At 57.8% G+C, this 13,164-nt stretch carries 20 protein-coding genes and 1 CRISPR repeat array; of the genes, 9 read left to right on the top strand and 11 right to left on the bottom strand.

The genetic code is table 11. From position 1 onward, the window contains the following. Window positions 1-43: 43 nt before the first annotated feature. Window positions 44-181, bottom strand: a complete 138-nt coding sequence (locus NKG98_RS03405; RefSeq protein WP_254768268.1) for a hypothetical protein — start codon at window positions 179-181, stop codon at window positions 44-46. Window positions 182-307: 126 nt separating this feature from the next. Here NKG98_RS03405 and NKG98_RS03400 point away from each other — a divergent pair, with 126 nt between their 5' ends. Next, on the top strand, window positions 308-502 hold the full coding sequence (locus tag NKG98_RS03400; protein WP_254768267.1) for an antitoxin VapB family protein: 195 nt from the start codon (window positions 308-310) through the stop codon (window positions 500-502). Window positions 503-584: 82 nt separating this feature from the next. Here NKG98_RS03400 and NKG98_RS03395 read toward each other — a convergent pair whose 3' ends face one another. Next, a complete protein-coding gene (locus NKG98_RS03395; RefSeq protein ID WP_254768266.1) occupies window positions 585-851 on the bottom strand; it encodes a hypothetical protein in 267 nt (88 codons plus the stop codon). A gap of 319 nt (window positions 852-1,170) precedes the next feature. On the opposite strand from NKG98_RS03395, the gene NKG98_RS03390 reads away from it, so the two are divergent. Next, window positions 1,171-1,701, top strand: coding sequence for a hypothetical protein (locus NKG98_RS03390; protein WP_254768265.1), 531 nt, complete (start codon window positions 1,171-1,173; stop codon window positions 1,699-1,701). Between the two features lie 359 nt (window positions 1,702-2,060). On the opposite strand, the gene NKG98_RS03385 is transcribed toward NKG98_RS03390, so the two are convergent. From NKG98_RS03385 to NKG98_RS03375, 3 genes are all read right to left on the bottom strand, one after another. Next, window positions 2,061-2,474: an Ig-like domain-containing protein gene (locus NKG98_RS03385; RefSeq protein WP_254768264.1), complete on the bottom strand. Its 414-nt coding sequence runs from the start codon at window positions 2,472-2,474 to the stop codon at window positions 2,061-2,063. Window positions 2,475-2,623: 149 nt separating this feature from the next. Continuing rightward, window positions 2,624-3,031, bottom strand: coding sequence for a hypothetical protein (locus NKG98_RS03380; protein ID WP_254768263.1), 408 nt, complete (start codon window positions 3,029-3,031; stop codon window positions 2,624-2,626). Window positions 3,032-3,173: 142 nt separating this feature from the next. Beyond that, window positions 3,174-3,455 (bottom strand): PadR family transcriptional regulator, encoded by a 282-nt coding sequence (locus NKG98_RS03375; RefSeq protein ID WP_254768262.1) that lies wholly within the window; start codon window positions 3,453-3,455, stop codon window positions 3,174-3,176. 272 nt (window positions 3,456-3,727) lie between these two features. Here NKG98_RS03375 and NKG98_RS03370 point away from each other — a divergent pair, with 272 nt between their 5' ends. Both NKG98_RS03370 and ddfA read left to right on the top strand, forming a co-directional pair. Next, a complete protein-coding gene (locus NKG98_RS03370; RefSeq protein ID WP_254768261.1) occupies window positions 3,728-4,186 on the top strand; it encodes a pyridoxamine 5'-phosphate oxidase family protein in 459 nt (152 codons plus the stop codon). Window positions 4,187-4,248: 62 nt separating this feature from the next. Beyond that, window positions 4,249-4,560 (top strand): DdfA family disk-determining factor, encoded by a 312-nt coding sequence (ddfA, locus tag NKG98_RS03365; protein ID WP_254768260.1) that lies wholly within the window; start codon window positions 4,249-4,251, stop codon window positions 4,558-4,560. A 76-nt stretch (window positions 4,561-4,636) separates the two neighbouring features. Here ddfA and NKG98_RS03360 read toward each other — a convergent pair whose 3' ends face one another. The 5 genes from NKG98_RS03360 to NKG98_RS03340 are packed head-to-tail and all read right to left on the bottom strand — an operon-like array spanning window position 4,637 to window position 6,466. After that, window positions 4,637-4,876 (bottom strand): hypothetical protein, encoded by a 240-nt coding sequence (locus NKG98_RS03360; protein ID WP_254768259.1) that lies wholly within the window; start codon window positions 4,874-4,876, stop codon window positions 4,637-4,639. Next, window positions 4,876-5,325, bottom strand: coding sequence for a hypothetical protein (locus tag NKG98_RS03355; RefSeq protein ID WP_254768258.1), 450 nt, complete (start codon window positions 5,323-5,325; stop codon window positions 4,876-4,878). The genes NKG98_RS03360 and NKG98_RS03355 overlap by 1 nt, the downstream gene beginning before the upstream one ends. Continuing rightward, window positions 5,322-5,474 (bottom strand): hypothetical protein, encoded by a 153-nt coding sequence (locus NKG98_RS03350; protein ID WP_254768257.1) that lies wholly within the window; start codon window positions 5,472-5,474, stop codon window positions 5,322-5,324. The genes NKG98_RS03355 and NKG98_RS03350 overlap by 4 nt, the downstream gene beginning before the upstream one ends. 2 nt (window positions 5,475-5,476) lie before the next feature. Continuing rightward, the gene (locus tag NKG98_RS03345; RefSeq protein ID WP_254768256.1) at window positions 5,477-6,085 is read right to left on the bottom strand and encodes a hypothetical protein; all 609 of its coding nucleotides are present in this window, start codon (window positions 6,083-6,085) and stop codon (window positions 5,477-5,479) included. Then, on the bottom strand, window positions 6,086-6,466 hold the full coding sequence (locus NKG98_RS03340; protein WP_254768255.1) for a hypothetical protein: 381 nt from the start codon (window positions 6,464-6,466) through the stop codon (window positions 6,086-6,088). A gap of 166 nt (window positions 6,467-6,632) precedes the next feature. On the opposite strand from NKG98_RS03340, the gene NKG98_RS03335 reads away from it, so the two are divergent. The 5 genes from NKG98_RS03335 to NKG98_RS03315 all read left to right on the top strand — a co-directional run bounded on the left by NKG98_RS03335 (window position 6,633) and on the right by NKG98_RS03315 (window position 9,626). After that, on the top strand, window positions 6,633-7,118 hold the full coding sequence (locus NKG98_RS03335) for a hypothetical protein (protein ID WP_254768254.1): 486 nt from the start codon (window positions 6,633-6,635) through the stop codon (window positions 7,116-7,118). After that, the gene (locus NKG98_RS03330; protein WP_254768253.1) at window positions 7,111-7,605 is read left to right on the top strand and encodes a hypothetical protein; all 495 of its coding nucleotides are present in this window, start codon (window positions 7,111-7,113) and stop codon (window positions 7,603-7,605) included. The genes NKG98_RS03335 and NKG98_RS03330 overlap by 8 nt, the downstream gene beginning before the upstream one ends. Window positions 7,606-7,649: 44 nt before the next feature. Then, window positions 7,650-7,856 carry a hypothetical protein gene (locus NKG98_RS03325; RefSeq protein WP_254768252.1) on the top strand — a complete coding sequence of 69 codons (207 nt, stop codon included), beginning with the start codon at window positions 7,650-7,652 and terminating at the stop codon, window positions 7,854-7,856. A 367-nt stretch (window positions 7,857-8,223) separates the two neighbouring features. Further along, complete coding sequence (locus NKG98_RS03320) at window positions 8,224-9,150, top strand: hypothetical protein (protein ID WP_254768251.1); 927 nt, start codon at window positions 8,224-8,226, stop codon at window positions 9,148-9,150. Between the two features lie 323 nt (window positions 9,151-9,473). Then, entirely contained in the window at window positions 9,474-9,626 is a 153-nt protein-coding gene (locus NKG98_RS03315) for a hypothetical protein (protein ID WP_254768250.1), read from the top strand. 198 nt (window positions 9,627-9,824) lie between these two features. Further along, window positions 9,825-12,774: a CRISPR direct-repeat array (repeat unit 37 nt; unit sequence GTTTCAATCCCGTGCTGGGTTTTCTGGTCTCTGCGAC). Window positions 12,775-12,891: 117 nt separating this feature from the next. Here the strand turns inward: NKG98_RS03315 and cas2 are convergent. Then, complete coding sequence (gene cas2 / locus NKG98_RS03310) at window positions 12,892-13,164, bottom strand: CRISPR-associated endonuclease Cas2 (RefSeq protein WP_254768249.1); 273 nt, start codon at window positions 13,162-13,164, stop codon at window positions 12,892-12,894.

Raw genomic sequence — 13,164 nt, 5'->3', positions numbered from 1 at the left:
CCCGGAGTCGATTGGTACCCGAGGCCGAGCGCGCAGGCGGCGCCTACTCTTCAACCGGTTCGTCACTGTCGCCGTCTAAGAGCCTCTGAAGCGTGTCGTCGAACGTCTCACCCGGCTCGCGTGCGCGGTTGATCCGCTTCCAGTTTTCTTCAGAGACTCGGATTCTCGTGTCCGACGACATCACCACCAACCTTCTTTTCCATGGGGCATAAAATTACCGGATGGACAATTAACCCGGACGTTACCATGGTTAACAATGGCCGTTTTAGCCCATATTTTATATAGGTGCAGGCTATAACAGGCAGGTATGGGCCGAAAAGCCGACACCCACATTCGTGTAACCGAGGAGACATGGAAGCGCCTTAACAACCGGAAGCGCCCTGGGGACAGTTTCGATGACGTCATCGAGCGGTTACTTGAAGACGTTGAAGCGAATGAGGAATCCGAGGGAAACGACACCGAAACGGACGGCGGAGACACCGCAACAGCAGCAGCTGATTGAGTCTGTTCTCCTCGCTGGTTTCGCTCCTCGGTAGTCGCGGCCATCCTACGCTCCTTTACATCGTCGTGATGGCGTGCGGCGATCATGCGTCCGCTTCCCGCTCCTCCGGTTCGGGCACGACGATCTCGATGCGCTCCCACGGGATCACCTCGCTGGTCTTCTTATCGACGAGCTCTCGGTGTTCGGGGTCGACGTCGTCGCCGTTCTCCGCCTGGCGCCGGCAGCCGCGACACCAGATGTGGTTGTTCGTCTGGTCCCAGTCGATGTGGCCGTGGGGGCAGACGTACCGATAGCGGACGTGTGCTTTGGTTCGGTCGAGCACCACCCGGGCACGTTGTTTCGTCGCCATACCAGAGGCGTCCACACGTGACATAAAAGCGGTTTTTCTCCCCCAGAGCGAAAGTGATTCTCTCGGAAATCCCGCTCTGTCGGGCAGTAGGAGGTACCTGTGGCAGAAATACAACCCGACCTGAGAGTCACGGAAACTGAAAGTAGTCGGGAACCCAAGCTCTATAGTCAATCCTGACGGGGATTTCGTCTCTCCGCGTGCCACGAGGGCTCATAAGTCGCCTGCTTGACCCATACAAGCTCGAAGAATCGTCGACCTCGCCGTAGTATTCATCTAGTTAGTCGCTACCTTTATCATATTTTAATTTGGATACATCACCATGTTTGGACAGGGCGACCAAACGTATCAAAAAGTGGTTGAACTAGTTGAAGCATGGCGACCGTCGCAGGATTACGGGCATGAAAGAGAGTTTCAGAAAGAACTAGCTAATTATCTTGACAAACAGCTGAACGAGCAGACCGCCGGTGGAATGGACGACCTTCTGGGTGAGGTTGGAGGTGGCGGCAACTATGTGGTCTACCGGGAACGCGGAGCTTCCCGTGGAGATGTCGTTGTTGACGATATCGTCGGCATCGAGATGAAGCGCCATTTTTCTAACTCACAAAAGAAGAAACTCCGAGGGCAGTTGGAAGACTATGCCGACAACTATCCCTATGTGATCGCCCTTGCGTGCGGCATTGACGATATCAATGGGTGGCGAGAGTTAGAAAACAAGTTTACACAGGGTCGCGGGATGGGAATAGGGATGGACCAGACACAGTTTACGTTTATCATCAAACGACGTGAGAACTTTGGTGAACCGCACGACTTCGGTGGCAGCGGCGGTTTCGGCGATGTGTTTGGGATTTGATCGACATGGCCAACGATGAGTCACTACAGGATCTACCTGACTGGATTGTGCTGCTGATGCTGGTTGTCTTCCTTACGGGTGCTGCTATCGTTCTATACTTTTAATTGATCTATATTCTCCCTCTGCAACTATCTCCGGTTGAGGGTATCACCACGGCCACTGCTGCCTCTTTTGATACGACCGGCAATCAGAGAAGAGTCCCGCTGCGGCGGTCAGGGCCCGCGCCAGGTCTTCGACGCCGGCCGCGGGATGATCGCCGTGGGTACCTCGAGGCCGACGTACGAGACGATCTCCGGCCCAAGTGTGACCGAGTCTAGACCGTTATAGGCCACGAGAGATGTAATACTGGATGAGTAAACTTATTCGCTTACCTCACTGCACTGGGTGTACGACTGTACTTCAGACGCTAATGTCTCATCTGGCGTAATTTGCCATATGACGCGGACGCACGAGTCACCTTCATCAATCGTAGCGGTGGTATCTCGGCTATAATTGCCCCCGTCAAATGAAGCCGAAACTGTATATGCGCCTGGTTCACCGCCGGGATCTTTGATCTCCTTCGCCATATCTGGTTGAATCTCGTAATCCTCCTGGAACACTGTCTCTTCGTTTTCTTCGACTTGGACTGAAATTGTGTGGTACTCTTGATCGTCATTGCGAATTCCAATTGAATGAAGTGTGACAGCCTGCTGACCACGGAAGTGAGTCTGACACCCCGACAAGGGGACGGAGAGAGTTGAAGCTAACACCAGCAGATTGCGGCGGGAGGGCATACCTGTGGGTGACGTCTACTTTTATAATAAAGACCTAGGCTGAAATAGAATCTCTTACCCTCCTCAGATACCCGGATACCGAGTCTCAGTTAGTTCCATTAACATTCTTAAATGAATTGGGGGAGAGAGTAGCGCACACGACCGATGGACTAGCGGAGCTCTCCGGAGCTAAACTGTCGTTCTTCTTCGAGCCGCTGACAACCGACGACCAGAGAGTCGGGGATCTCGTCCGCTTGTGCGTGTAGCGCTTCGAATACGATACCGACCTCTTCGAACCGAGGACCGCGGGAAACGACGAACGGGTCTGCCTCCCAGTCGATGAAATCCCTGTCCGCTAGCATCGGGAGATGCTGGTGGAGAAGTTCTCGTCTGAGTGTTTCGGGGTCGACGGGAACGTTAGGATTCATCGCGCTCTCCGGCAGTGGAGTCGAGTGGTCCGGTGGCGTGTCCAACAGTGAGACGATGATCTGGCGGCGCGGTTCGGCCATGACAGCCGCGAAAACATCGTCCCATTTGTCGATGACACGTTTCCCATTTACAAGTCTAATTTTCATCATTCTAAATAATCACCATCGGTTCCCTTAAGTGAATTGGCCACTGCAACGGTTGCAGACGCCCAGTTTTCACAATCTACAAATCACCTGCACTGAACATTTGAGCCCTTCTGAAGACACCCTCCAAAGTGTAGAGTTGCGTCTCTTACACCTCTAACTCGATATATTGCGTCCGCCACGCTCGACGGTCGCGGATTTCCGCCTCGCCCGCGTCGGTGAGCTCGTAATAGTTCGTCCGACGGTCTTGCCGGCCTTTTTCGACCAAACCCTTCTCGACAAGGATATCGAGATTTGAGTACAGGTGCCCGTGGTCGATTGTAGTCTTGTAGTACGTGTCGAGTTCGTCTTTCACCGCCTGTCCGGATGGGTGGTCCATCCCTGCGATGACGTACAGGAGGTCACGTTGAAAGCCGGTCAGGTCGTCCATAGGGTAGTCACACACGAGCGAGGTGCTACTGACACCACCTTTGTTATGTGATCAGTATGGTATATTTCGAGGCGTTTTCTTGCGTAGCGGGGGTGCTCCTCGCCGATCACAAGGAGCGTTGCCAGAGAGGAGTGATCTGCCGTGAATAATACACATGCGCGGTATGCAGTCTCCCGTCTCAGATGGGGGGCTGTGGAGTTCACTCGGGAGATAGAACTGACTTGTTAGCTCCCGCAGAAGCCATAAGACGTTGAGGTGTGTTTGTCTTTCCTATGGGGGGCGCTTCGGAAGTAGGGGCGGAGTTAAGCGAGAGGGAGAGCCGCTCGTTGCTCACGTCACACGACCACGGCGTCTTGAGCATTGCGAGTAGGGACCGGAGCTATGGTCTCCCGATATCATATGCGTATGATGAAGCCAATGACCGTCTCATTTTTGGGTTCGTAAATACCCCCGAGAGTAAGAAACACCAATTCGCCGTCGCGACCGAGGAAGCGACGCTGACGATCTACGAGTACGACGACGTCGACTCCTGGAGAAGCGTTATCGTCACAGGGCCGATCGCACCTATTCCGGACTCCGAAGTCTCTGTGCAGCTAGCTCCCATTTTCTTCGTCGAGGAAGATGAGACAGGCGAGTCCCAATTAGTAGAACTCGACGAGTTCGACCGAACGTGGTACGCGCTCCAGATTGACGAGATCTCCGGTCGGCAGAGTGGATACTCAATACATTAAGATCAAATATTCTATCTGAATTCGCCAACCTTTTTATAAGAGAGGGTGCTGGCTACATGAGTATGACCGGGGGAGAATCACAGGGAAATGAGATCGCCTCTGCACCCGATTCAATGCTAGTCAGCAGCACGAGATGGTCTCAAGAGCCGGGACAGACGCCGGTCTACGCAATCGCCTCTGCAGTTGCAGACGCGGCTGACTCCGACCCGCTCGAATTGCCCCCGCTCAACGAGGCGATCGACCCCGATGCCCTCAACACACTGTTCACGACACCATTGGAGCCCGCCGGAATACAGGTTACGTTCCGGTATGCTGGCTATGAGATCCGAATCGAGGACACCGGAAACGTACGCGTCTACGCTAGAAGCGACTAAGATCCAGACGTCGAGCGCTCAGAAGCCCCAATACTAACCACGCGTAGTATCGAACTGCGGTGAAAAACAGCGTCTTCTACGGCCCGCGCCAGGTCTTGCTGGCCGGCCGCGGGATGATCGCCGCGGGTGCCTCGAGGCCGACGTTCGAAACGATCTCCTCGCCCGTGACCGTCCACCGCGGGCCCTCGCCATCGACGTCGCGCCAGACTTCCTCGCGGCGAAGCCAGCCGCCAGCGTCACGCGGCTCGAACACCAGCCGGCGGGGGCGGGCGTCCGGCGGTGTCCACCGGATCGTGATCGTGTCACGGGCGGCCATCAGTCGTCCACCTCCTCGCCGGTGACGATCCGCATGTAGCGCTCGGCGTTCTTCTTCCGCCGGGCGCGTTCCTTGCCGGCGTGCAACGGCTCGCCGTGCCACGTGACGCCGCCGTTCTCGATGTCGCGCCGGCGCTTCATCAGGTCCACTCGCGGGTAGACCACCGGCCAGAGCGCGCTCTTCTCGGTCTCCCACAGCGAGGCGAGCGTCTCGCCCGAGAGGTTCGCGACGTCCGTCCCGTCGACCTGGACGAGGCCGTAGTTCGCACCCTCGCCGTCCGGCCGGCGCGACGTCGTCCCGACGCGGTAGATGCCGGGCTCGAAGTCGAGATCGTCGCGGTCGCGGAACTGGATCATGTCCCCACACCGCGGCTCCGGGACGTTCTCGGGGAGGCCCGCGGGCCGGTGCTTCAGGTTCTCCCACAGGCGCTTCGGCGTGTCGTCGCTCACGCCGGGCTCACCTCCGTCCCGTCGGGGCACCGGTGCCATCCGTCAACGCGGTAGAGCGCGCCGCAGTTCGGACACCGCTCGAGGTGCTCGTCGGGCGTGCCGATCTCGTCGCGACCGTCGGGCGTCTCAATCAGGTCAGTGACGCGCATCGTTAGAGCCCCCGCTTGATCTCGTCCTCGGTCGCCCGCCGCCAGTGCCGCGGGTCGTTCGCCGGGTGCTCGGGCGCGAGATATCGCCGGCTCTTGAACCGCGTCTCGCAGGTGAGCGTCCCGCCGACGCAGACGTGCAGGAAGCGGTAGGGCTGGTCGCGATCGCGCGGCGCCGCCCAGCCGCCGGGGAGGTCGTCGGGCCCGACGTAGACGATTCGGTCGCCGTATGCGAGCTCGTCAAACGAGTCGAGCGGCACCTTCGTCACCCGGCCGCCGTCGGTCGCGACGAACCGCGGCTCGCCCTCGGAGACGTGCGCACTCAGCTGCGGGTCGACGTCGACGCCGGCAGGAATCGGACGCCGTCCGGTCGCGAACTGGACACGCCGGACGTGCTTGCATCCGCCCGTGGGTCGGCGATACTCCGCGTCGGGGCATTCACACGCGCCCGTCCGCGCGTCGACGAGGTACTCCTTCCCCGACTGCGAGACGACCACGTAGAGGTCCTCGGCGCCCTTCGCGGGCCCGTAGTCCTCGAGCACCGTCAGATACTGTTCGAGCGCGCGCCGATCGCGCTCGTCGAGGTCGACGTCGGTCTGGATGGTGGCCGCCATCTACATCCCCTCCGTGAGCGCGTCCTGAAGCGTGTCGGCCGCCGAAACCGGCCGCTCGGCCCAGCCGCACACCTCCTCGTCAACGAACTCGATCCAGCGCCGGAGGGTCTCATCGTCTTCGATCGCCTCAGTGTGGAGGGTCGGTCCGCGCACACGGAAGCGAGGAATCGCCTCGCTGTCGTCGCGCTCGCGGTCGCCCGCGGTGACGACGATGCGCCCGCGCTTGCGGTCGACGTGGTGGAACCGCCCCTCGGCGTCGCGGCCGACGTAGGCGTAGTTCCACGACCGCCGCTCGAAGACGACGTCCTCGTCGTCGTGGTCGTAGTCGTCGGGCTGTCCCTGAGTCGAAACCGTTTCGTGGGTAGTCTGCGTAGTTGCCATCTGCCGTTCACCGGCACGGTCGAACGCGCTCCAACGCGTCGGCCATTTTCCGCGGCCGTCCCGTGCTCAGTTACTACTCTATTCCCCAGCGGCATATAGATTACGGATAGTAAGCTATTACCTGCAGGTCGTAGCTTACTTGTCGTTACCCGTAGAATAGTAGGCCATGAGCATGAAAGACTCACCAGTGCTCAGTAACGACGACCTGAACGACACGGATCGATCGATCCTCGGGCTACTACGCGAGGGGCGCGTCACGCCGCCGTACGTGGCTGACGAACTCGACAAGAGTCGGGAGTACGCCAGCGAGCGACTTATCCGAATGCTCGAACACGGTCACGCCGAACGCGTTGCTCCAGGCCTTTACGAACTCGTCGACGACCCGCGCGACGACGTCGAACCACCTGCCGATCCCGCCGACCTCCAGGAGCGAATCGCCGACCTGGAGGCGTCGCTGACCGAGGCGCGCGAGGACCGGCAGGCGTACAAAGAGCGCCTCGACGACTGCCACGACCGGCTCGCCGAGGCGCCCGATCGGCAGGAGCTCGCCCGCGCGATCGAGGACCTCGAACACGCGCTCGCGAACGGCGGAATGGACGTCGACGTCGCCATGCAGCGACTCCGCGAGGCTGCGGGGGGAGCCGATGAGTGACTCCGACGACCGGCTCGAACGGCTCGAGGAACTCGCCCGCGAGCGCTGGGGTGAGAACTGGGCGATCGAGCAAACCCACTGGGCCGACGGCACGACCTCGGAACACGTCTACCATATGCGTGGTCCCGTCGACGTCGAGGGAATCGACGGACGGGTCCTCGAGAAGGATCTCCTCGTTCTCGATGATGAGGGCCGGCACGTCGTCGAACGAGTTCGAATGCAGACCGGAACCACGGTCGATCGCGAAGTGGTTTCCGATCCGTACGATCTGGTCGATGAGTCAGTGCCGTTCGGGTTGTGGGCCACCGGTCACGATGGCCAGTGGCACCGGGTCGTCGAGCTCGGTACCGATGAAGTGACACTCGCATGTGGCGAGGTCCTCAAGGAGGCCAAGATTAGTCGACGACCGACCGATAGCCAATCCGGTACAGACGATTCGCCCGTCGAGAGATGCAACCGCTGCCTGCAAGCGGAGCACGACGGCTGACCACGGCCGACCGACTGCTGCCTTCTCCTCGCGAACACTCGGATATGCCTACGGACCCGGTCGACCGCGTCGTCGCGATGGTCGACGCCCAGACGAGCCCGAAGCAACCGGACGCCGTCCGCCTCGAGACGATTATGGTCGTCGCCCAGCATTCGAATCTCTCGACCGACGAGGCGCGCTCGGCAATCGACCTGGCCCTCGAGGAGGACCGCCTCGAAGCGGTCGATGGTCGCCTTCGCGGCGCGGCGTAGCCTCGTCGGCGGCGAACTCGTTCGCCAGTCGGCGTATCGCCTTCTGGTCGAACCGTCGACTCGCAGGGGGTGGCACATCAGCTGGGACAACAACCTTCTGCCAGTCAGGGGTGTCCAGAGCACTACCATCTCCGTCCCACTCCCCTCTCTGCTACAGGGTTATACGCGAGGTCGCGGCCAACGCCGGCGATGCACGTTAGCTCGGTACGGGACTGGGGAGTCTTAAGGGTTCGCGGGAGCCGTCGCGATTACCGGGGAGTCTAAACGAGGTGCCGACGGATTATAGTAAGGTTTTATTAAGCTCACTGCTGTGGGTGGTTCTGCAATGTCTGAAGGTAATTGCCGATCGATCGATCGACGTACGTTTATGAGATCAGCCGCCGTCGCAGGTGCTAGCGCCGGTGCAGTCGGTGCTACTTCCGGACTCGCGTCGGCTTCGCATCTTACGAACGATTCAGCCGACTATCAGGACCTGACTATTTACGTTTACGACGGACCTAATATCACAACTCAGGATAGTGAATTTTATGACGGCTGTATCGATGCCGCGCACGACTTCGCGCAGTATCTCGAAAGCTGGTTCGCTTATGTCGGTAATGTCGATGTGTATACAGCACGAGAACACGGTTGGTCTTCGCTTCAGATAGACCGCGAAGTTCTTTCCCCTGATGACGTGCGTAATGCGGCTTCCAGCTATCGCCGTTCGCCGGAAAATATGAATATCGCCATCATCCGGAACACTGATACGTATCTCGGCCAGTCGTGGGGAAGCCTGTATAATTACGAATCAGATCCGAGCGGTGATGATATCCAGACAGACGAAGGTATTTTCGCCTTTGCCAATGCTGACCACGCGGATATCGGCTTCGACATCGACACTGGAAGCCAGACCGGTTACGACTACGGATATAATATCTTTATTCACGAACTAATCCACGGTCAGACCTTTAACACCGAAATTTACGATAACAGCGGGTATTACGACCATCGTATGGGTATTACGGTCTGTTCGGAAAGTTACACCTCGAATACTGGTATGGCCACGCCTTCCGTTATGGCTACCGGCTACACTTCGCAGGCTAAAAGCACGGATGACGATGAATATCCGGATGGTGAAGAAGACTGTGAAGGACGTGACTGGGAACGGTGGGCATACGTGAATAAACCTATGCCGATTATGTCGAAATGTACGGCACAGGTTGTAGGAGATTTCCACTATGGCGACGGAATCGGTACGGCGGGTGATGCCGTTATGAAATCGTCGATTCCTGCGAACGAAAACCCGTGGCGATAGGCTAGACTCGAAGCGATTAGGTTTTTATTCGTTTTCTTAATGTCTTATCCAGTCCGAGGCACGAATTTAGCTCGTGCTGAAACGATCCGAAATGGCTACGACAGCGACGATTCTACTAGCGGAATCATCAACAGTTTCACCAGACCTGAACACGCATTTATCACGCCTTCCTAGGCTCCTGCAAAACTAATACGAGCATGGGCGCAGCGATCGTCCTGGTCGGACTGTTCTCTGACCCTCCTTATAACTGAACACCGAATCCACCAACCTCACTTGCCTTATTGATTTCAGGTTTATATCCGAAGCCGCGGCCAACGCCGGCGATGCACGTCGAGACCTCACCGCTGGAGGACTGGCTCGTGATCGTCGCACTGCAGCGTCTCGCCGACGACTACGAGGACGTCGATCCCGATCTTGCGCGGCGGGCGCGGTGGCTGGCCGTCGCGATCGCAGAAGAACACAATATAGGTAAGTGAGAGCGGTTAAGCGAGTAATAGATTGAGTCGATCTGTGAAGGGATGATTATTCTAAGTTACAAAAAATCCGTTTGAAAGGACGTGTAGTGGTCGATTCGGTCCTCGAAAGATTGTTTCAACGGACCCTGTTTCATCTCTTCTCGGGTTTTCGGTCTCCTGCGACTCTCGAAGGCCGACTCCATCGCGACCTTCTCGATGGTTTCAATCCCGTGCTGGGTTTTCTGGTCTCTGCGACAATGTGAGCGACCTCCTCGAAGAGGCCTGGAACGAGGTTTCAATCCCGTGCTGGGTTTTCTGGTCTCTGCGACGGACGTCGTCGCCGACACGGGCGAGCTGCTCGTCCTGTTTCAATCCCGTGCTGGGTTTTCTGGTCTCTGCGACACGGCCACTCTGACGATGTAAGATCGGTTGCGGTATGTTTCAATCCCGTGCTGGGTTTTCTGGTCTCTGCGACCGCCGGGCGCCGGGATTAACAGGTTACCGCTCGCTACGTTTCAATCCCGTGCTGGGTTTTCTGGTCTCTGCGACCCCCGCACCACGCGAGGTAGACAACGACGATCTCGGGTTTCAATCCCGTGCTGGGTTTTCTGGTCTCTGCGACGATCGCTCGCGCCGAGACTTTCGCCGTTCGATGTATGTTTCAATCCCGTGCTGGGTTTTCTGGTCTCTGCGACTCTCGTCGCCCTCGACGTACGTCCGCCGCGTCCCCTGTTTCAATCCCGTGCTGGGTTTTCTGGTCTCTGCGACAATCGACCATCGCGGTAGGATTTCGAACTATCGTTTATTGTTTCAATCCCGTGCTGGGTTTTCTGGTCTCTGCGACTTCGGACGATGGACGGTCTTCACGATCACATTCAGAAGGTTTCAATCCCGTGCTGGGTTTTCTGGTCTCTGCGACATCTTTAAAATCGGATCGGCCCCGGAGCGTTTTGTTTCAATCCCGTGCTGGGTTTTCTGGTCTCTGCGACGACCCGAGCTGGTTCGACGACGCGCGCGCGTTTTTGTTTCAATCCCGTGCTGGGTTTTCTGGTCTCTGCGACCGACGGCGGGCGACGCGCTCGCCGGCCCGTGGCTCGGTTTCAATCCCGTGCTGGGTTTTCTGGTCTCTGCGACCTCCGGCACGGGAGCGTTCGTCTCGACGTAATCCGTTTCAATCCCGTGCTGGGTTTTCTGGTCTCTGCGACTCTATTGATCTGTGTATCACAGGAACGATGGTAGTTTCAATCCCGTGCTGGGTTTTCTGGTCTCTGCGACTGCATCGACGCCGACGGCGGCCTCTACTCCTGCGAGTTTCAATCCCGTGCTGGGTTTTCTGGTCTCTGCGACGGCGCGGACCCACAGCACCAGCCCGAGGAGGATATGTTTCAATCCCGTGCTGGGTTTTCTGGTCTCTGCGACCGCTTGCCGAGGAGACGATTCAGCGGACGACGACCCTGTTTCAATCCCGTGCTGGGTTTTCTGGTCTCTGCGACCGACGGATCGTTACTTGTGTCCGATCGTGAGAAACGGTTTCAATCCCGTGCTGGGTTTTCTGGTCTCTGCGACATCCCTCTCCCCGAGTTCGATTCCGACGTTTTGGTGTTTCAATCCCGTGCTGGGTTTTCTGGTCTCTGCGACCTCTCGGCCGCGAAGTCCATGCCGGCCACGTAGTCGGGTTTCAATCCCGTGCTGGGTTTTCTGGTCTCTGCGACTCCCTGCCCGGCCCTCGGTTGCCAGCGGAGTAGCTAAGTTTCAATCCCGTGCTGGGTTTTCTGGTCTCTGCGACACCACGAGGGACCGTGCAGCCATCTCTGCGCCATCGTCGTTTCAATCCCGTGCTGGGTTTTCTGGTCTCTGCGACGAGACGTTAACCGGCGTGTCGGTCGTCGACGTCGTGTTTCAATCCCGTGCTGGGTTTTCTGGTCTCTGCGACAGTTGCTCGATCCCGGGGGTGGTCGTCTTCTTGTTTCAATCCCGTGCTGGGTTTTCTGGTCTCTGCGACAACGCGAACTCTGGTCGATCTCGCGCACCCAGGAAGTTTCAATCCCGTGCTGGGTTTTCTGGTCTCTGCGACGTATCGGTCGTAGACCGCCGTTACGCGCCACTCTCGTTTCAATCCCGTGCTGGGTTTTCTGGTCTCTGCGACCGTCGGCGTCCACCTGCTTGATGTCGATCGCGTAGAGTTTCAATCCCGTGCTGGGTTTTCTGGTCTCTGCGACTGCCGTTTGCCGTGAGCGTATCGGTTCCGACGCTTTGTTTCAATCCCGTGCTGGGTTTTCTGGTCTCTGCGACCAGGTGGGTCACCGTGTGCTCCCCACAGCATACCCGGTTTCAATCCCGTGCTGGGTTTTCTGGTCTCTGCGACACCAGACCTCGTTCAACATCCCCGACGACTTCGCCGACGTTTCAATCCCGTGCTGGGTTTTCTGGTCTCTGCGACGGGTTGTGGATACTCGCGCCGTGGAAACTCGCGGCTCTGTTTCAATCCCGTGCTGGGTTTTCTGGTCTCTGCGACGACACGGTCGCGGTGGCCGCGACGGACGAGGTCTTGTGTTTCAATCCCGTGCTGGGTTTTCTGGTCTCTGCGACTCCGTACGGACGGAGGTCAGAATGAGTAACAACGAGTTTCAATCCCGTGCTGGGTTTTCTGGTCTCTGCGACCCACCCAACACTCGTTGTTCTGACACCGGAACTCATGTTTCAATCCCGTGCTGGGTTTTCTGGTCTCTGCGACATCCACCCTCCATACTCCGCGACCTCTCTCACAATTGTTTCAATCCCGTGCTGGGTTTTCTGGTCTCTGCGACGTCGCCCTCAAGGTCTCCGGGTTGGATGTGGAGCTGTTTCAATCCCGTGCTGGGTTTTCTGGTCTCTGCGACGTGGCCCGAAGTGCTCCGCTGGTATGCCACGCAGTTTCAATCCCGTGCTGGGTTTTCTGGTCTCTGCGACTTCGTCACGCCGGCGGGCGCGTTCGAGATTGAGAGTTTCAATCCCGTGCTGGGTTTTCTGGTCTCTGCGACGTCCTCGCGCGAGGGCATCGTATAGCTGATCCAGTAGGGTTTCAATCCCGTGCTGGGTTTTCTGGTCTCTGCGACGATTGGCGCGAATGGGCGTACCTGCAAGCAGATAATTGTTTCAATCCCGTGCTGGGTTTTCTGGTCTCTGCGACAGGGGGTCGAGATACAACCAGAGGAATCAAAAACGTTTCTTGTGGTCTGAAATCCTCACCTGCATTCGTCGACTGGGGCTGTACAGTGAGTTAATAAAGGTTCACGAAGAGAGACCGTCAGATTACGTTCGACTGTTCGTCGGGTGGCTCACTCCCGATATCCGTCGTCGCGTCTTGGCAGGCACTACAGAGTCGATAGATCCGAATTCGGTCTCCGTCGCTAGAATTGATGTATGACTCAAGTTCGTCTACCAGCTCGACGCGTTGGGCACTGTCTATCTCGAGTTCGAAGACACTGTACTGTTGCCAAGCACCGTATCGTTGTAGCGTCCGATACACACGGCGGCGATTTGTATCGTCGCTGACGTCGTATGCGATCACGAGACGCAT

This window comes from Salinilacihabitans rarus (assembly GCF_024296665.1).
Classification (GTDB): Archaea; Halobacteriota; Halobacteria; order Halobacteriales; family Natrialbaceae; genus Salinilacihabitans; species Salinilacihabitans rarus.
Note: the sequence above shows the minus strand (reverse complement) of the source record. Positions and strands in the feature narration are given on the sequence as shown.

Bases quoted from the DNA above. Each gene is read 5' to 3' on its own strand.
- NKG98_RS03405 (WP_254768268.1), bottom strand. From the start codon at position 181: ATGTCGTCGGACACGAGAATCCGAGTCTCTGAAGAAAACTGGAAGCGG.
- NKG98_RS03400 (WP_254768267.1), top strand. From the start codon at position 308: ATGGGCCGAAAAGCCGACACCCACATTCGTGTAACCGAGGAGACATGG.
- NKG98_RS03395 (WP_254768266.1), bottom strand. From the start codon at position 851: ATGGCGACGAAACAACGTGCCCGGGTGGTGCTCGACCGAACCAAAGCA.
- NKG98_RS03390 (WP_254768265.1), top strand. From the start codon at position 1,171: ATGTTTGGACAGGGCGACCAAACGTATCAAAAAGTGGTTGAACTAGTT.
- NKG98_RS03385 (WP_254768264.1), bottom strand. From the start codon at position 2,474: ATGCCCTCCCGCCGCAATCTGCTGGTGTTAGCTTCAACTCTCTCCGTC.
- NKG98_RS03380 (WP_254768263.1), bottom strand. From the start codon at position 3,031: ATGATGAAAATTAGACTTGTAAATGGGAAACGTGTCATCGACAAATGG.
- NKG98_RS03375 (WP_254768262.1), bottom strand. From the start codon at position 3,455: ATGGACGACCTGACCGGCTTTCAACGTGACCTCCTGTACGTCATCGCA.
- NKG98_RS03370 (WP_254768261.1), top strand. From the start codon at position 3,728: ATGGGGGGCGCTTCGGAAGTAGGGGCGGAGTTAAGCGAGAGGGAGAGC.
- ddfA (WP_254768260.1), top strand. From the start codon at position 4,249: ATGACCGGGGGAGAATCACAGGGAAATGAGATCGCCTCTGCACCCGAT.
- NKG98_RS03360 (WP_254768259.1), bottom strand. From the start codon at position 4,876: ATGGCCGCCCGTGACACGATCACGATCCGGTGGACACCGCCGGACGCC.
- NKG98_RS03350 (WP_254768257.1), bottom strand. From the start codon at position 5,474: ATGCGCGTCACTGACCTGATTGAGACGCCCGACGGTCGCGACGAGATC.
- NKG98_RS03345 (WP_254768256.1), bottom strand. From the start codon at position 6,085: ATGGCGGCCACCATCCAGACCGACGTCGACCTCGACGAGCGCGATCGG.
- NKG98_RS03340 (WP_254768255.1), bottom strand. From the start codon at position 6,466: ATGGCAACTACGCAGACTACCCACGAAACGGTTTCGACTCAGGGACAG.
- NKG98_RS03335 (WP_254768254.1), top strand. From the start codon at position 6,633: ATGAGCATGAAAGACTCACCAGTGCTCAGTAACGACGACCTGAACGAC.
- NKG98_RS03330 (WP_254768253.1), top strand. From the start codon at position 7,111: ATGAGTGACTCCGACGACCGGCTCGAACGGCTCGAGGAACTCGCCCGC.
- NKG98_RS03325 (WP_254768252.1), top strand. From the start codon at position 7,650: ATGCCTACGGACCCGGTCGACCGCGTCGTCGCGATGGTCGACGCCCAG.
- NKG98_RS03320 (WP_254768251.1), top strand. From the start codon at position 8,224: ATGAGATCAGCCGCCGTCGCAGGTGCTAGCGCCGGTGCAGTCGGTGCT.
- NKG98_RS03315 (WP_254768250.1), top strand. From the start codon at position 9,474: ATGCACGTCGAGACCTCACCGCTGGAGGACTGGCTCGTGATCGTCGCA.
- cas2 (WP_254768249.1), bottom strand. From the start codon at position 13,164: ATGCGTCTCGTGATCGCATACGACGTCAGCGACGATACAAATCGCCGC.